This is a genomic window from Xanthomonas sp. Leaf148, assembly GCF_001423585.1.
In the GTDB taxonomy this organism is placed as follows: domain Bacteria; phylum Pseudomonadota; class Gammaproteobacteria; order Xanthomonadales; family Xanthomonadaceae; genus Xanthomonas.
In genome coordinates this window covers 332,438-349,224 of the sequence record NZ_LMOP01000012.1, presented here as the reverse complement: position 1 = coordinate 349,224, position 16,787 = coordinate 332,438, and the positions used below count along the sequence as shown (strand labels likewise).

The 16,787-nt window shown below is 66.5% G+C and carries 15 protein-coding genes; 3 read left to right on the top strand and 12 right to left on the bottom strand.

Annotated elements, in window-relative coordinates; translation table 11 throughout:
* The first annotated feature begins 198 nt into the window (after window positions 1-198).
* Window positions 199-2,316, top strand: coding sequence for a methyl-accepting chemotaxis protein (locus ASF90_RS18610; protein ID WP_055853965.1), 2,118 nt, complete (start codon window positions 199-201; stop codon window positions 2,314-2,316).
* A 186-nt stretch (window positions 2,317-2,502) separates the two neighbouring features.
* Here ASF90_RS18610 and ASF90_RS23675 read toward each other — a convergent pair whose 3' ends face one another.
* The 9 genes from ASF90_RS23675 to ASF90_RS18565 form a co-directional block, all read right to left on the bottom strand.
* Entirely contained in the window at window positions 2,503-2,853 is a 351-nt protein-coding gene (locus tag ASF90_RS23675; RefSeq protein ID WP_153066517.1) for a hypothetical protein, read from the bottom strand.
* 444 nt (window positions 2,854-3,297) lie between these two features.
* Entirely contained in the window at window positions 3,298-3,771 is a 474-nt protein-coding gene (locus tag ASF90_RS18600; RefSeq protein ID WP_055853578.1) for a DUF1456 family protein, read from the bottom strand.
* A gap of 259 nt (window positions 3,772-4,030) precedes the next feature.
* Complete coding sequence (gene uraH / locus ASF90_RS18595; protein ID WP_055853576.1) at window positions 4,031-4,363, bottom strand: hydroxyisourate hydrolase; 333 nt, start codon at window positions 4,361-4,363, stop codon at window positions 4,031-4,033.
* Window positions 4,360-5,781 carry an FAD-dependent urate hydroxylase HpyO gene (gene hpyO, locus ASF90_RS18590; protein WP_055853574.1) on the bottom strand — a complete coding sequence of 474 codons (1,422 nt, stop codon included), beginning with the start codon at window positions 5,779-5,781 and terminating at the stop codon, window positions 4,360-4,362. The genes uraH and hpyO overlap by 4 nt, the downstream gene beginning before the upstream one ends.
* A complete protein-coding gene (gene uraD / locus ASF90_RS18585; protein WP_055853571.1) occupies window positions 5,778-6,269 on the bottom strand; it encodes a 2-oxo-4-hydroxy-4-carboxy-5-ureidoimidazoline decarboxylase in 492 nt (163 codons plus the stop codon). Before uraD ends, hpyO begins: the two co-directional genes overlap by 4 nt.
* On the bottom strand, window positions 6,266-6,661 hold the full coding sequence (gene hpxZ / locus ASF90_RS18580) for an oxalurate catabolism protein HpxZ (RefSeq protein ID WP_055853569.1): 396 nt from the start codon (window positions 6,659-6,661) through the stop codon (window positions 6,266-6,268). Before hpxZ ends, uraD begins: the two co-directional genes overlap by 4 nt.
* Window positions 6,658-7,548, bottom strand: a complete 891-nt coding sequence (gene puuE, locus ASF90_RS18575; protein ID WP_055853567.1) for an allantoinase PuuE — start codon at window positions 7,546-7,548, stop codon at window positions 6,658-6,660. The genes hpxZ and puuE overlap by 4 nt, the downstream gene beginning before the upstream one ends.
* A complete protein-coding gene (locus tag ASF90_RS18570; RefSeq protein WP_055853564.1) occupies window positions 7,545-8,801 on the bottom strand; it encodes an alanine--glyoxylate aminotransferase family protein in 1,257 nt (418 codons plus the stop codon). The genes puuE and ASF90_RS18570 overlap by 4 nt, the downstream gene beginning before the upstream one ends.
* Window positions 8,791-10,062 (bottom strand): allantoate amidohydrolase, encoded by a 1,272-nt coding sequence (locus ASF90_RS18565; RefSeq protein ID WP_055853561.1) that lies wholly within the window; start codon window positions 10,060-10,062, stop codon window positions 8,791-8,793. The genes ASF90_RS18570 and ASF90_RS18565 overlap by 11 nt, the downstream gene beginning before the upstream one ends.
* Before the next feature lie 557 nt (window positions 10,063-10,619).
* Here ASF90_RS18565 and ASF90_RS18560 point away from each other — a divergent pair.
* Window positions 10,620-11,513, top strand: coding sequence for a LysR family transcriptional regulator (locus ASF90_RS18560; protein ID WP_055853559.1), 894 nt, complete (start codon window positions 10,620-10,622; stop codon window positions 11,511-11,513).
* Window positions 11,514-12,053: 540 nt separating this feature from the next.
* The gene (locus ASF90_RS18555; protein WP_055853557.1) at window positions 12,054-13,253 is read left to right on the top strand and encodes an MFS transporter; all 1,200 of its coding nucleotides are present in this window, start codon (window positions 12,054-12,056) and stop codon (window positions 13,251-13,253) included.
* A 100-nt stretch (window positions 13,254-13,353) separates the two neighbouring features.
* Here the strand turns inward: ASF90_RS18555 and ASF90_RS18550 are convergent, their stop codons facing one another.
* The 3 genes from ASF90_RS18550 to ASF90_RS18540 form a co-directional block, all read right to left on the bottom strand.
* Entirely contained in the window at window positions 13,354-14,163 is an 810-nt protein-coding gene (locus ASF90_RS18550) for an oxidoreductase (protein WP_055853555.1), read from the bottom strand.
* A 150-nt stretch (window positions 14,164-14,313) separates the two neighbouring features.
* Window positions 14,314-15,102, bottom strand: coding sequence for an SDR family oxidoreductase (locus ASF90_RS18545; protein ID WP_055853552.1), 789 nt, complete (start codon window positions 15,100-15,102; stop codon window positions 14,314-14,316).
* A 491-nt stretch (window positions 15,103-15,593) separates the two neighbouring features.
* Window positions 15,594-16,487 carry a LysR family transcriptional regulator gene (locus ASF90_RS18540; protein WP_055853550.1) on the bottom strand — a complete coding sequence of 298 codons (894 nt, stop codon included), beginning with the start codon at window positions 16,485-16,487 and terminating at the stop codon, window positions 15,594-15,596.
* Window positions 16,488-16,787 lie beyond the last annotated feature (300 nt).

The window sequence follows — 16,787 nt, the reverse complement described above, 5'->3', positions numbered from 1 at the left end:
CCGCCAGCGCTTGCTACCCGGCAACGTGCTGCGGACCAAGAGCCTGCGTGCACAAAGATATGCGCCCCACAGCCGCTCCGGCAGCGTCCGCTAGGTTGCCGCGGGGCGGATCCGACGAGTGCAAATGCAGGAGGCTTGCATGCTTCAGAGTGCATGGCCGGCGTCGATAACCCGGTTGAACCCGTCATTGGATTGACCATGTCCACCCCGTCCCCGCGTTTTGTCAGTCTGCAAAGCAAGCTGCTGGGCGCCCTTGCGCTTGGTCTGTCGATCATCCTGTTATGCGCACTTGGCGGTCTGGGCTCTGCCTGGTTGAGTCTGTCCGGCAAGGTGCCGGTGGAAGTGGCGCAGGCTTCGGCCAGCGAAGAACTCACCCGCGATTTCCGCCTGCAGGTGCAGGAATGGAAGAACGTGCTGATCCGGGGCCGCGACCCCGCACAGCTCGAAAAACATCTGACTGCCTTCCGCGACAAAGGCAAGAGTGTGCAGGGCACGGTCACCTCACTGGCAGGCGCGCTGGCCGATCCGCAGGCGCGCACGTTGGCGCAGGACTTTGCCAAGGCGCATCTGGAACTGCAGGTCAGCTACGAAGCGGCGTTGGGCAAGTTTGCCGAGTCCGGTTACGACACCCAGGTGGGCGACCAGCTGGTCAAGGGCAAGGACCGCGCGCCCAGCCAGACGTTGGAGGCGTTGGTCGCGCGCAGCAAGGCGTTGGCCGATGCGGCCGTACTGGCAAGTTCGCAATCGGCGCAGCACATGCTGGTGTATTCGGCGCTGGCCACCATTGCTGCGGCGTTATGTCTGGTGGTGGTGTTGGGGTGGTGGATTCGTCGCTCGATCGTGCGTCCCATCGAAAACGTCGCGCGTGCGGCACGCCTGGTGGCGGCCGGCGATCTGTCCGCGCGGGCTGCGGTCAGTAATCGCGATGAAATCGGCCTGCTTGGCCAGGCAATGGGGCAGGTGGTCAACACGCTTACCGATGTCTCCAGCGCGCAGGCGGACATGGCGCAGCGCCACGAAGCCGGGCAGATGAGCTACCGCATGGACGCGCAGGCGTTTCCCGGCGCTTACGGCCGCATGGTCGATGACACCAACGGATTGATCGGCGCGCAGGTGGGCCTGATCGGCACCATGCTGCAGGTGATGCAGCATTACGCGGTGGGCGACATGTCGGTGGACATGCCGCGCCTGCCGGGCGAAAAGGCGCAGATTACCGATGCGATGGACACCACCAAGCGCAACCTGGCGGCCATCAATGGCGAAATTCGCGGCCTGGTGGACGCCGCTGCGGCCGGCGACTTTGCGACCCGCGGCAATGCCGATGCCTACAAGTTCGAATTCCGCGGCATGGTCGAGGGCCTCAATGGCCTGATGCAGAACGTGGACCAGAATCTGGGCGAGTTGTCGCAGCTGCTCAAGGCGATTGCCGATGGCGATCTGACCGCGCGCATGCGCGGTAACCAGCAGGGCGTGTTCGCGCGGATGCGCGACGATGCCAACGCCACCGTGCAACGCCTGACCGATATCGTTGGCGATATCACGCTGGCCGCGCAGACCATCCGCACCGCCTCGGCAGAAATTGCCGCCGGCAACAGCGATCTGGCGCAACGCACCGAACAACAGGCGGCGAATCTGGAAGAAACCGCCGCCTCGATGGAAGAACTCACCTCGACCGTGCGGCAGAACTCCGACACCGCGCAGCAGGCCAGCCGTGGTGCGCAGGCCGCTGCCGACATCGCCGGCCGTGGCGGCGAGATGGTCGCCAGCGTGGTCGATACCATGGGCGAGATCGAAGTGTCGTCGAAGAAGATCGCCGAGATCATCAGCGTCATCGACGGCATCGCGTTCCAGACCAATATCCTGGCGTTGAACGCGGCGGTGGAAGCCGCGCGCGCTGGCGAACAGGGCCGCGGCTTTGCGGTGGTGGCCTCCGAAGTGCGCGCGCTGGCACAGCGCTCGGCCGGTGCCGCCAAGGAGGTCAAGCAGTTGATCGATGCATCGGTGGAGAGCGTGGCGCGCGGGAGCGCGCGCGTGGATCAGGCCGGACGCACGATGCAGGACATCGTGCAATCGGTACAGCAGGTCACCACGCTGATCGCCGAGATTTCCGCTGCATCGCGCGAGCAATCGTCGGGCATCGAACAGGTGGCGCGCACCGTCAACGACATGGACGAAACCACCCAGCGCAATGCCGCGTTGGTGGAGGAAGCCTCGGCCGCCGCACGTGCGATGGAAGAACAGGCAGTGGAGCTGAGCGAAGCGGTGTCGGTGTTCCGACTGGATGCACGCAAGCCGCGCTTGGTGGTGGCTGCGTGAGCGCGGCGCGCAGCCGCAGCGTCGCCGACAGGTGCGCGGTGGGTTTGCGGTGCCGGCAAGAAGGGCGAAGTCTGCACGCCGGTTTCTGCGCGCCGCGCGTTGCCGGCTGACCACGGCTTGCTAGGTGGTGTGGGTTGCATCATGGCGCGGCAGCGGCGATGGATTTTCGCAGGTGCGTCGCCTGTTTCAGCGGCCGGGCGACGCGGGCGGTTCCACGTCGCTCTGGTATTGCCTGCCGAAGCATTTTTCCAGGCGTTGATCGCGCTCGCGCTGGTTGCAGGGCTGGCGTAAGGCCCCGGTCATCGATAAAGCCGCGCGCGCCAAGCCGGAGCGGAAGGCCCAGGTCTGCTGCACTTCGCCACCATCCGGCGCCCAGGCCTGGTTGAAGCGCGTGGTGTCCACCGGCAAGGCATCCGGCGGCGTGAGCAGGCGCTGGCTGCTTGCAGCGATCACTGGCGTGGTGTCGTGCACATGCAGGTTCAAGCCGGGCGTGCCGGTCGCTGCCATGCCGGGAGTGAGGGGCGAGGGCGTCGCCAACGTGGGTCCGATAGGCTGTTGCGCAATCGCGATGAGGCGCGTGTTCGTGCGCGTCGGTGCCTTGGTGGCTGGTTGCCGCATCAGGACAGGCGGGGTGGGTGCTGGCGACGGGTCACCTGCGATGAACGTGAGGGTGATGCGCGTGGCGGTGATGTCGCGCTGCGATGTCATGTGGCTAGCGGACAGGTGTATGAGCCAAACGGCAAACACCACGTGCAGCACGAACACAGCGAGCAATGCCGATGCTGACTCGTGCCAACGTGAGTCGGCACGCAATCCTGGTGCACTCCCCATTCGTCACATCCGTGTGGTCACTTTTGAAGCGTAGTGATCGCGGTGTTGGGTTTGCGTTATCTACATGCGTCAGCTGTGCAAGCCGCGATGCCGCTGCGCTGCGCCACGCCCGTACGGATCGGGATCCGTCGGGCAGTGCGCCAGGCACACTTACCCCGCTTCGCGCACCCGGGCGGTGAGGCCTTTGAGGAAGGCGCGCAGCAGTTGGTCGCCGCAAGGGCGGAAGTTCTTGTGGCCGGGTTGGCGGAACAGGGCCGACAGTTCCGGCTTGGACAGGGGGAAGCCGGCGCCAGCGAAGATGGCGTGCATGTCCACGTCCTTCAGTTCGAAGGCCACGCGCAGTTTTTTCAGCACTAGATTATTGCCGACGCGGGTTTCCAGGGGGCGGGCCGGCTGACTTTCGTCGCGGCCGCGGAAGCGCAGCACCAGGCCATCGAGAAAGCGCGCCAGCATCGCATCGGTGCAGGGCTCGAAACCGGGCTCGTCTTCCTTCTTCAGCCAGGCCTGTACCTGCGGCTTGTCGAGCGCGAACTCGGGGTCGGCCAGGTGAGTGATTTCCACCACCTTGTCGTCGCTGAGGTCGAGCATGTAGCGGATGCTGCGCAGTACATCGTTGTGGATCATGACAATTCCGGGGCCCCGGCCTGTCGCCGGAAAGGCGTCATTCTACGGGGCCGGGGTGGAATGCGGCGTGTGTCGCGCCGATCCGTTACCGATCTGAAGCCGCCCGGAAGCGGCTGACAAGGCGCTGTGGGCAGCCGTCGTGAGCCGCTGTCGGGTGCACACGGCCGGTGCGTGGTAGTTGAAGGTCGAGCGGTATGCGCCGGCCCACGGTATCGACCGCGCCGGCCTTGCGTGCGAGCGCAGTCGGTCTGAGCGCCACTCAGCTGCCGCGATAAGTGGAATACCCGTACGGCGACAGCAGCAGCGGCACATGGTAATGGCCGTCGTCGGCAATGCCGAAGGCGATGGGCACCTGTTCCAGGAACGGGGGGTCGGCCAGTGCGGTGCCGGTGGCGCGCCAGTAGCCGGCCACGTCGAATTCCAGCCGGTAGCGGCCGGGTGGCAGGGTGAGGGTAGCCAGCGCTGGGCAACGCCCGTCCTGGTCGGTGACCGCCTCCAGCTGCAATGTGTCGCCGGCGAACAGGCGCAGCTGTACACCGGCAGCAGGGCGACCGGCGGCGGTATCCAGCACATGGGTGGACAGGGTGCTCATGCGACCGCCTGGGTCGGTTGCGGCCACTGGCCGACGAATTCGGGTTGGTCGTAGGCCAGATAGCTGTCGACGATGGCCTGGCGGTCGTCCAGGAACAGCTGGTCGGCCACCGCACGGGCCAGCCGCGGCAACGCAACCTTGAGCCCGGATAGCGCCGCAGCCGAGGGGCCGTGGTTGATCAGCGCCGAATAGTTGAAGGCAAACAGCCCGTGCAGCAGTGCGGCGTCGTCCGGCGTGCGTGGCAATAGTTCGAAGCCCGGCCCCAGATAAGGGTGTGCATCGAGCACCGGGTTGGCCTGGCCCGGCGGCGGTTGGTAGCGGTCTGCCCAGCAGGCGATGCGCCCGGACAGCGCGGCCAGTTCCGGGCGCAGCTGCGGGTCGGTGACCAGGCCGGTGGCCACGGCCAGGAAATCGAAGCGGTGTTCGCCGTGCGGGGTACGCACCACCACCGCGCCGTCGCGCTCGGCCACCTCCAGCCACGGCGCGCCCAGGTGCAGCGCAAAGCCTGGGTGCGCGCAGGCGCGCTGGAAGGTGTCGTTGGTGGGCGGTTGGTTGTGTGCGAAGAAGCTGGCCATCATCCGGTACTTGTCCGCATCGGGCAGCGTCAGAAACCGCGGAATGATGCCGGCTTGCTCCATGTGGCGGAACGGGTTAATGCGCGGCAGCTCGCTGCGGCGCACGAACACTTCGGCCGTGGCGACGCCTTGGTCCAGCGCAAAACAAGCGTTGTCGAATGCCGATGCGCCGCCGCCGAGAATGCCAACGCGCTTGCCGGCAAGCGCGGCGAAGTCGATGTGGCTGGAGGTGTGTGCGTAGCGGTGGCTGGGCAGGGCACGGCCGATCCAGTCCGGCACCACCCACTGCCCGCCGCCCTGGATGCCGGTGGCCAGGATCAGCTTGCGCGTCAGCAGCGGCGCTCCCATCGACAGATGCAGCCGGTGGATGCCGGGCGCGACCTCGGGTTCGACGCGTGCCAGCTGCGTGGCGTTGCGCACCGGCAGCCGCAGCGCCGCGCGGTACCAGCGCAGGTAGTCCATCCAGCGGGCGCGCGGAATCTTGTCCAGCGTGTCCCAGGCCGCGCTGCCGTGTTGCGCTTCCCACCAGGCGCGGAAGGTCAGCGACGGCACGCCCAGGTCGATCGAGGTGATCTGCTTGGGCGTGCGCAGTGTCTGCATCCGTGCGTAGGTGACCCAGGGGCCTTCCTGGCCTGCGGGGTTTTCGTCGATGACCAGCACGTTGTGCACGCGCTCGCGTTGCAGTGCGAACGCCGCGCCCAGCCCGCTCTGGCCGGCGCCGACGATCACCACGTCGTAGACATGCCCGGCCGGATGTACGCGCGGTTGCACCCAGGCATCCCCGCCATGGGCCAGACGTTGCAGGTCGCGGGCGAGTTCGCGTTCGAGTTGGGCCAGGCTCATGGCAGTGCCTCCAGGCGCAAGTGGACGATCTTGCCGATCTCGGCGAGGGCGGTGGCGATCTCGGCGTCGCGCGAGGCATCCAGGCGGCGTTCCAGCGCAGCCAGAATGCCGGCCTTGTCGTGCAGCCGCACGCAGATCACGAACGGGAAACCGAAGCGCTGGCGATAGGCCTGATTGAGCGCATGGAAGCGGGTAAATTCGTCCTCGCTCAACCGATCAAGACCGGCCGAGGCCTGCTCTGCGGCCGAGGCGGCGGTGAGCGTGCGGTCGATGGCCGCCTTGCCGGCCAGCTCCGGGTGCGCGCGAATCAACGCAAGCTGATCTTGCGGCGATGCATCGAACACCACCTGCATCAAGCCGCGATACACATCCTCGAACGGACGGCGACGCGCGGCGCGCTCCACCACCCACGGCGAATGTTCGAACACCTCGCGATAGCGCGCCACGAAGGCGGCATCGTCCAGCACACGGTCGTCGGTCGCGCTCATGCGTGAGTCCCTTGCAGCGACACGTGCGCGGCCACCACTTTCCAGCCATCGGCAAAACGTACCCAACTCTGGCTCTGGCGGCCGCGCGCGCTGCTGCCTTCGCGGACGAATTCCGCATGAGCAGTTGCGCAGTCATGGCCGTAGCTGTGCACTTCCACGTGCATGAGCTGGCGTTGTGGCGAGCCGCCGCGGCCGATGCGAAACGCGCGGATCGCGTCGATGCCGTACAGCACTTCGCCCACGCCGTAACGCACGGTGCTGGGCGCTGCATGAAACAGCGCATCCATCGCGGCGATGTCATCGCGCATCAACGCGCTTTCGTAAGCGTGAAAGGCGGCGGTCACCTGGGCGATCACCTCGGGCAGATCGATGTCGGCAGTGACACTGCTCATGCCGGATGCACCTGCAACCAGTGGCGCGCGATATCGATGCGTCGCGCCACCCACGCATCGCCGCTGGCCAGCACGTGATCGACAAAGCGCGCCAGTGCGGCCGCGCGTGCGGGCTTGCCGACGATGCGCCCGTGCAGGCCGATCGAGAGCATGCGCCCGCCTTCGCTGCGCAACTGCTCGAAGCTGTCGCGCAGATAGCGAAAGAACGGTTCGCCATCGGCAAACCCGTTGTAGGCGACGAACTTCATGTCATTGGCATCCAGCGTGTACGGCACGATCAGCTGCGCGCGGCCGTGGCGGGTGTCGTAATACGGCACATCGTCGGCATAGCTGTCGGCGTCGTAGACAAAGCCGCCTTCTTCGGTAACCAGGCGTGCGGTGTTGGGACTGGTGCGGCCCTGGTACCAACCCAGCGGGCGGCTGCCGGTGACGCGGGTGTGCACCGCGATCGCCTGCGCGATATGCGCGCGCTCGGTGGCCTCGTCGATGTGTTGGTAGTCGATCCAGCGCAGCCCGTGGCTGGCGATTTCCCACTCGGCGGCCTGCATCGCGGCCACTGCGTCGGGATTGGCGGCCAGTGCGTTCGCCACGCCGAACACGGTCACCGGCACCGCGCGCGCAGTGAACAGCCGATGCAGCCGCCAGAACCCGGCGCGGCTGCCGTATTCGTACAGGCTTTCCATGGCCATGGCGCGTGCGCCGGCCTGGGCGTGTGCGCCGACCATTTCCGACAGAAACGCCTCCGAGCCGGCATCGCCGTTGAGCACGCAGTTTTCTGCGCCTTCTTCGTAATTGATGACGAACTGCACTGCGATGCGCGCGCCACCCGGCCACTGCGCAGCCGGCGGGGTGGCGCCGTAGCCGATCAGGTCGCGCGCCACGCTCATGCAGCCGGCTCCGCATGCCAGGCCGCCAGGGCGGCTTCCACCGCCAGGCCCGGCGTGCAGGTGTAGCCTTCGGCACGCAGCACCGCTTCCAGCGCGGCCAGGGTGAGCAGCACCTTGTGCTTCATCGCGTTGTAGCCCATCGCGCCGATGCGCCAGATCTTGCCTTGCAGCGGGCCGAAGGCAGTGCCGATCTCGATCTCGAAATCCTCGCGCATGCGCCGCCGCACCGCGTCGTTGTCGATGCCCGCCGGGATCACCACTCCGGTGACGTTGGTCATGCGATGCGCCGCGTCGCCGAACACCTCCAGCCCCATCGCGGTGATGCCGGCGCTCACCGCACGGCTGGCGGCGGTGTGGCGCGCGAACCGTGCGGGCAGGCCTTCCTGCAGCGCGACGCGTGCGCATTCGCGTGCGCCGTACAACATGGTGGTGGCTTCGGTGTGGTGGTTGAGGCGCTTGTCCGACCAGTAATCCATGATCATCGCCAGGTCGAAATAGTTCGACACGATGCGTGGCCCGGTGCCATTGACGATGTCTGTGCGCACGATGCCGCGTTCGACATGCCGGCGTGCAAAGATCGCCTCGGCCGCGCGCTCGGACACGGTGATCGGTGCCGAGCCGGACGGCCCGCCCAGGCATTTCTGCAGGCCGCCGGTCACCACGTCCACGTCCCAGCGGTCGCTGGCGATCTCCATGCCGCCGATGGTGGCGGTGGCATCCACGTAACTCAGCGCGCCGGCCGCGCGGCACAGTGCGCCCAGGCCATCGAGCGGCTGCGCCATGGTTGTGGAGGTGTCGCCGTGCACGGTGGCCACCAGTTTGGGCTCCACCCGTTCGATCGCCTCGGCAATGGCCGCCAGCGGCACCACCTCGCCCCACGGTGCATCCACGCTGTGCACGTCGGCGCCCAGGCGCTGCAGGATTTCGGTAAGCAACAAGCCGAAGCGGCCGAAGTTGATCACCAACACGCGGTCGCCCGGTTGCACCAGCGATACCAGCGCCGCTTCGATGCCGGCACGCGCGGTGCCGTCGACCAGAAACGTCCAGCGATTTTCGGTGCCGAACAATGGCCGGTACAGCGCCATCACCTCGTTCATGTAGGTGGTCATTTCCGGGTCGAACTGGCCCAGCAGGTCGGCCGCCATCGCGCGTAGTACGCGTGGATGCGCATTGACCGGGCCGGGGCCCATCAACAGGCGTTGTGGTGGGTCGAGTTCGCCAAAGGTATGCAGGTGGCGCAGATCAGGTGACAAGGGGGTCTCCCAGGTGTTCGATGAAATGGCGCATGACCGCCAGGGCGACCTCGGCATCGGCCGGGTCGACGTGTTCGTCCGGATGATGGCTGATGCCGCCGGCGCAGCGCACGAACAGCATCGCGGTTGGGCAGAGCGCGGCCATCGTCATCGCATCGTGGCCGGCACCGGAGACCAACCGCCGCGGGGCGATACCTTGCGCGGCGACCGCGTGGTCGAGCCGGGTCATCAGCGTCGGTGCGCATGGGCTGGCGGCAAGGGTTTGCAGCGGGGTGATGGCGATGGCGATGCCGCGCGCCGCGCCGATGCGCGCCAGTGCCTGTTCGATGGCGCGCACCGCGGCATCGCGGGTGGCGTCGTCGCCGGCGCGCACGTCCAGCGTGCAGTCCACACGGCCGGGCACCACGTTGACGGCGCCGGGTGCGAGTTGCAGCTTGCCGACGGTGGCGACCAGATCGTTGCTGCCATCGCGCGCGATGCGTTCGATTGCCAGCAGCGCCTCGGCCGCAGCGCTCAAGGCATCGCGACGCAGCGCCATCGTGGTGGTGCCGGCATGCCCGGCGCGGCCGTCGAAGCGCAGCGCGAAGCGGCGTTGCGCGGCGATCGCGGTGACGATGCCCACCGGCAGGCCGTCGGCTTCGAGCACCGGGCCTTGTTCGATATGGGTTTCCAGATACGCCAGCACGCTGCCCGGGGTGCGTGCGGCGTGCTGGATGTGCGCGATGTCCAGATCCCAGTCTGCCAGCGCGGTGGCGACGTCGATGCCGGCGGCGTCGGTCACCGCCAACGTGGTCGGGTCGAGCGTGCCGGCCACCGCACGGCTGCAGAACATCGAGGCCGGAAAGCGCGAGCCTTCTTCGTCGCCGAACGCGATGACTTCGATGGCGAATGGCAGGCGGCGCGCTTGCGCGTGCAGTGCGGCGACGCATTCGATGCCGAGCAGGATGCCGAGCGGGCCGTCGTAGCGGCCGGCATCGCGCACGCTGTCCAGGTGGCTGCCGATCAGCAGCGCGGGTGCGTCGGCCTGCGTGCCGTCGTAGCGGCCGATCAGGTTTGCCGCTGCGTCCAGGCGCACCTGCATGCCGGCCTGGCGCATCCACGTGCTCACCTGCGCGATGGCAGCGCGGTGCGCCGGGCTGAGCCAGGCGCGGAACAGTCCCTGGGGTGTGTCGCTGTAGGGCGCAACGCCCAGCGCATCGCAACGCGCCACCGCACGTGCGCCGGAGCCGCTGTCCGGTGAGAGGCGCTGGGTGCTCAGCATAGGGCGTGATGCGGGTGAGCCGATCCACAGGCGCTGCGCGGACCGCGATGCGATAGCGACTGATGCATGGAGCCTCCGCAAGCGGTGGGGAAGGGCGAGGCATCGCCGGGCGATGGAGTGCCCGGACGATGGTGTGGCGACAGGCGCTTACCGAGCGGGCAGCGCCTTGAGATCGACTATACGAACCACCCCCGTCACCCCAAAGCGGTTTTTTTAGGGTCACGCGTTGCAAAAAATGCGACAGGCACCGTGGCCATGCGTCCCCTCTCTCATTGGGAGAAGGCGCCCGAAGGGCGGATGAGGGGGCGCCGCAGAGCGCTGTCGGTCCCAGCAAAGACAAACGCCTCGCCACGCGCCTATAGAAGCGAGGCACCGCCTGCTTCGCCAATCCCTCCCTCCCCAACCCCGGCTCCACGCCCCCGGCCCACGCTTGCGGCGCGGGCGCACCAATGCACGCACGCCGTGCCCTGGAGCCCCGCAGGAGAAGGACAATCACCGCGCCGCCTCGAATCCAAACGGCTGCTACAGTCGGCGCATTCCATGAAAGAGATTCACCAATGGCGCGCGACAATTTCAAGGATTTGTTGGCGCTGATCGCCATCGTCCGCGAAGGCAGCTTCACCCGGGCCGCAGCCACGCTGGGCGTCTCGCAGTCGGCGTTGAGCCATACCATCCGCGGGCTCGAAGCCACGCTGGGCTTGCGCCTGCTGACGCGCACCACCCGCAGCGTGGCGCCCACCGAGGCGGGCGAGCGTTTGATTCAGACGGTGGCGCCGCGATTTACGGAGATCGAAGACGCGCTGTCGGCGCTGAGCGAAATGCGCGATACCCCAGCAGGCAACGTGCGCATCACCGCCACCGACTATGCCGCGCGCGCGATCCTGTGGCCCAAGCTGTCCAAGCTGCTGCAGCAATACCCCGACATCAACGTCGAGATAGTCATCGACAATGGACTGACCGACATCGTTGCCGATCGCTACGATCTGGGCGTGCGCCTGGGCGACCAGGTCGAAAAGGACATGATCGCCGCGCGCATCGCGCCGGACATGCGCATGGCGCTTGTTGCATCGCCGTCGTACCTGGCGCGCCGGCCGCTGCCAAAAACGCCGCAGGACCTCACCGCGCATCGCTGCATCAACCTGCGTATGAAAACCGCCGGTGGCATCTATGCCTGGGAGCTGGAGAAGGACGGCCGCGAAGTCATCGTGCGCGTGCAGGGCCAGCTGACCTTCAACGGCACCTATGAAGCGGTGGACGCGGCCGTCGACGGTTTCGGCATCGCGTTCGTGCAGGAGGATCTTGCTCGCGCACATATCAAGGCCGGGCGCCTGCGCTGGATCATGAAGGATTGGTCGCCCACCTGGCCGGGCCTGCATGCGTTCTATCCCAGCCGCCGCCACTCGTCGCCAGCGTTCAATCTGGTGCTGGATGCATTGCGTTACAAAGGCTGATGCGCGCGCGTGATGGCGGAGCACACGGTGCAGGCGTGCGACGCGTGGCATGGATCTGCAGAGATCGGCCAAGCGTTGCTGACGTGAGTCGAACGGCGGCACCGTGAGCCGGGGCGCTGAACCTGAGAACCGGCGCCGTAGCAGAGCAGCTGCGGCAAAGATGGCGTCTGGATGGAGGCTGCACCAGCATTGCATTCGATCTCCGGGCCTGTGCGTGTATGGACGCACCGTCGAACTACCGTGCATCGCGCGCTTCACCACGATCATCCGCAGACCACGCTCATGAGTGCACCTCATAAGCCCGTGCGGCGCAGGCGTCTTACTCCGCGCACGTGGACCACGTAATCTGCGCAACCTCCAGACACGCGCATGCCGGCGCCGCGATCATGCGCTGCATCACGTTTGTCGTGCGGCCGAAGCAAGCGCGGGCCGGTGCAGTCCATCGCCGCCCGTAGCGCATCCATCCCGAACAGCACAGTCGCTTGCGCGCCGTAGCGCGCCCATGTGCCGTGTGTCCTGTCTCTTACCTAAGGCTTCCCCATGCCAGCCAACACATTGACCACCGATACAGCCCAGCCCGATGCCGTTGTCGCGACCCGTCAGACCTGGAGCGCGGTCGGCTCGATGTCGCTGTGCGTTGCGCTACTGATCGCATCGGAATTCATGCCGGTGAGCCTGCTCACACCGATCGCCGCCGATTTGCACGCAAGCGCCGGCATGGCCGGGCAGGCGATCTCCATCTCCGGCCTATTTGCGGTGATTGCCAGCCTGCTGATCGCGCCGCTGTCGTCGCGTTTGAACCGGCGCCATGTATTGCTGGGTCTGAGCGCGGTGATGTTGCTGTCGTTGTTGCTGATTGCCAGCGCACACAGCTTTGGCATGTTGATGGTCGCGCGTGCATTGCTCGGCATCACCATCGGTGGGTTCTGGGCGCTGTCCACCGCCACGGTGATGCGCATCATGCCCGAGCATGCCGTGCCCAAGGCATTGGGCATCGTGTTTATCGGCAATGCCGTCGCGACTGCCTTTGCCGCGCCGCTGGGCAGTTACCTCGGCGCCATCATCGGCTGGCGTGGTGTGTTCTGGGGCATGGTGCCGTTGGTGGTGCTGGCCATTGCCTGGCAATGGCGCAGCCTGCCGTCGATGCCGGCGCAAGGTGCCAGTTCGCTGCGCGATATCGCCCGCTTGTTGAAGCGCCGCTACGTCGCTCGCGCAATGCTCGCGGTGATGCTTGGCTTTGCCGGCGCATTCTCCGCGTTCACCTACTTCCGCCCGTTCCTGGAAAGCGTCGCGCAGGTCGATGTGTCGCAGCTGTCGTTGCTGCTGCTTGGCCTGGGCCTTGCCGGTTTCGTTGGCACCTATGCGGCCACCGCGCTGGTCGCCAAGCGGCTGTTCACCCTGCTCACCGTGTTGCCGGCCGCACTGGGCGTCGTCACGCTTGGCATGTTGCTGGGCGGCCACGTGCTGTGGGCGGTGGCGGTGGCGATGATCGCCTGGGGCACGCTCAACGCGGCAATTCCGGTGGCGTGGTCCACCTGGCTGAGCCGCTGCATCAAGGATGCGCCGGAAAGCGGCGGCGGCTTGATGGTGGCTGCGATCCAGCTCTCCATCATGCTCGGTGGCGCGCTGGGCGGTGTGTTGCTGGATCACCTGTCGATCGGCGCCACATTCATTGGGGCAAGCGTATTGCTGCTGGCATCCTCGCTGGTGGCGAGCAACGGCGCGCGGCTGCAGCCGTGATGCCAGCGCCCTGCCGGCACGGAGGCAGCAACACGCAAAGCGCGTTGCCTTGAGCGCCGCGTCAGCTGAGCTTCGCGCGGCGGGTACGCCAGGGCTGGAATCAGCCCATGCCGAATTGCTTGTGCAGCACCTTGTCCAGCAACGCGCGTGGCAAAAAGCGCCGGGCGAATGCGCCTTGCCGTGCCGACTTACCCGAGGGATAGCGCAGCTTGGGGTGCTGGTCGCGGGCCGCCCGCACGATGGTCTCGGCCACGCTGTCGGCGCTGTCGGCAACCGCCATCGCCGTGTCGTAGGCGCGCTGGTAGCTGGCGCGTAGCGCATCGTAGGCTGGCAGCAGGCGGTCCGCCGTTGCTGTGCCCGACTCGAAACCGGTCTTGGTGGCGCCCGGCTCGATGACTGCTACGCGAATACCGAAGCCGCGCACTTCATGATCGAGCGATTCGGAATAGCCTTCCAGCGCGTGCTTGGTGGCCGAGTAGTACGCACTGAAGGGTGCCGGCAGCAAGCCCAGACCCGAGCCCACGTTGAGGATGCGCCCGCTGCGTTGCGCACGCATGATCGGCAGCACCGCATTGGTCACCCGCACCACGCCATGCACGTTGGTGTCGAACAGTGCACGCACCTGCTCGATCGAGCTTTCCTCGGCGGCTCCGGTGATGCCGATGCCGGCGTTGTTGACCAACAGGTCGATGCGTCCTTCGCGCGTCTGTAGCGTGGCGATGGCGGCCTGCACCGACGCATCGTCGGTGACGTCCAGCGCCAGCAACGGAAAGCCGCGTTGCCCTGCATCGGCGCCGCGACGGCTGGTGCCATAGACGGTGTAGCCGGCAGCGGTCAGTTGCGTGGCCGCTGCAAGGCCGATACCTGAAGAAGCGCCGGTGACCAGCGCCACGGGATGCTTGGATGTCATGGAATGTTCTCGATGGTCACGGCGAAGAAGGAGCGCGTTGCCACACGTGGAGCGTGCGGCAACGCGTGGCTGTGTTGCTGTGCGGCCGGCTGACGCGCGGCGTGCAGGGCTGTTGTGGCCTCGCCCGCGCAGCCGCGTTGTGGATTGCGCTTAGGTGCTGGTGTGATACCGCTCGGCCGCATGCGCCTGGCGCAGGTCCGACAGCAGGCCCTGGCGGGCGCCGTCCAGTGCGTCCCAGCGTTCGGCCACGTGCAGCGGCGGGATGGTGATCAGCTCGCGGCGGTCGAAACCGACCAGCGCCGCATCGACCAACTCCTCCACGTCCATGACCTCGGGCAATGCATTGACGTCCATCCCGGCGCGCTCCCAGATCTCGGTGCGGGTGGCGGCCGGCAGCACGGCCTGCACGTAGACGCCCTTGGGCGAGAGTTCCACGTGCAGGCCCTGCGACAGGAACTGCACATAGGCCTTGGTCGCGCCATAGACGGTGGGGGCGAACTCCGGCGCCAGCCCGACCACCGAGCCGAGGTTGACGATGGCGCCGCGACCGGCAGCGGCAAGGCGCGCGGCTACCGCCGCCGCGAGGCGGGTCGGTGCGGTGGTGTTAAGCGCGACCAGGCGCTCGATACTGGCGGCATCCTGGTCCAGAAACCCGTCGGACTGCGCAATGCCGGCGTTGTTGATCAGGATCTCGATCTGGCTGTCGTCGCGCAGGCGCGCCTCGACCGCCTCCAACGCAGAGTGGCTGGTCAGGTCTGCCTGCAAGACGTCGACCGTGACGCCGTGGGCGCCGCGCAAACGCGCGGCCAATGCCTCCAGGCGCTGCTTGTCGCGCGCCACCAGCACCAGCGCATGGCCGCGCTGCGCAAAGCGCTGGGCATAGACGGCGCCAATACCACTGGAAGCGCCGGTGATCAGAACAGTGGGACGCGTGGTCATGACAGGCCTTCGGGTTGAGATGGAATTTATGATGATTATCATCATCTAAAAAAGCAAGCGTTTGCTGATGCTCGATATCGGGTCCTGCCAAGGAATGGTTGGATGGGCGCCGCGCGTGCCCGGGCAATCGGCCGGGCAGGGTGTTGTTGGGTAGGCGCGGTGGAACCCCGTGCAGCGCTGTCGCCAGACGGGTATGGGCAGGTGTTGGATCGACAATCCGAACGGCTGCCTGGGGACTTGTGAAGTCCGCTGCGTCAACGTGACCGGTGACGCGGCGCTGTTTAACGCCGTGGCGTACGCATCTTGCGTGCGCCCACATCGCCGGGCATCGGCTGTCTTGGCAATGCAGCCGCGACCGGCTAAGCCAGCACTGTTGCGCCGTGATTCCGGTGCACTCATCGAGCAGGCGCAATGCAGCAATCCCGTCGACGTGGTCTGACTGGCTAGCCGCTGCATGAGGGAACAACCCGGAAGCAGTGGCGGCGAAACGTCTAGCTCAGCGATGCTGCAGCAATCAGATCCTGCCGCAGGGCATCCACGCAGTCGTCGACAAACGTGCGCACCTTGGATGAGCTCCGACGGCCTTCCACGTAGACCACATGCACCGGTTCCGGTGCGATCTCGAACGTCTCGAGGATGCACGTGAGTGTGCCGTTCTGGAGGTGTTCGCGGATCTGGTAAGACGGCACTTGCGTCAGTCCCCAGCCCTGTACCGCGGCGCCGATGGCGGCCTTGGACGAGGTCACGCTGAGGCGTGAGCCAACCTCGACCAGAGACTCACGTCCATCGATGCGAAACGGCCACTTGGGTGCGCGCTCCGAAGATGCGACCGAGAGGGTGCGGTGCTGCGATAGATCGTCTGGGTGCTGCGCAATGCCGTGTTCTGCCAGATAGCCCGGCGAAGCGCAGACCATGCGACGCACACTGCCCACCGGGATCGCGGTCAACGATGAATCGGGGAGTGCGCCGATGCGCACCGCGACGTCGATGCCCTCGTCCAGCAGTGGTAGCACGCGGTCGGCCAGAATGGCGCGTGCGGTGACCTTTGGGTAACGACTGAGAAAGTGCGTCAACACCGGCATGACATGCAACGCGCCGAACATCTGCGGAGCCGTCACCGTCAGCGATCCGCTGGGGAGTGCGTGCAACCCGGCTGCTGTGTTTTCGACATCCTCCAGGTCGGCCAACAGGCGTCGGCAGTCGATGGCGTACTGCTGTCCAGCGTCGGTGAGCCGCATGGTGCGGGTGGTGCGTACCACCAGCAGCACGCCGAGGCGATTTTCCAGCTGCGCGATGGTGCGCGTCACCGTGGCGGTGGAAATGCCAAGGCGGCGCGCGACGCCGGCAAAGCTCGCTTGCTCTGCAAGTGCGGCAAACAGCGTCATTTCCTGGATGCGATCCACCGGTGTCTCACGCGTGGTTATCGCCACAGAGTAGCAGTGCGCCGCCGATGCACGGTGCAGGGCAGGGCGTGTGCAGGGAGCGCCGCAGCATTGCGAGCGCCGCAATGGTCAATTGATGGGCGCGGTGGTTCTGCTGCTGCGGAGCGAGGCCTAGCATGTCGATCACTTGATCCGATCTTCGACGTGCCATGACGCAGTCCGCTTCACCCATCACGCTCAATGCCGATCACGCGATCGAACTCGGCCGCCGCAAGATGCTTGTTTCATGCATCGGAACGGCAG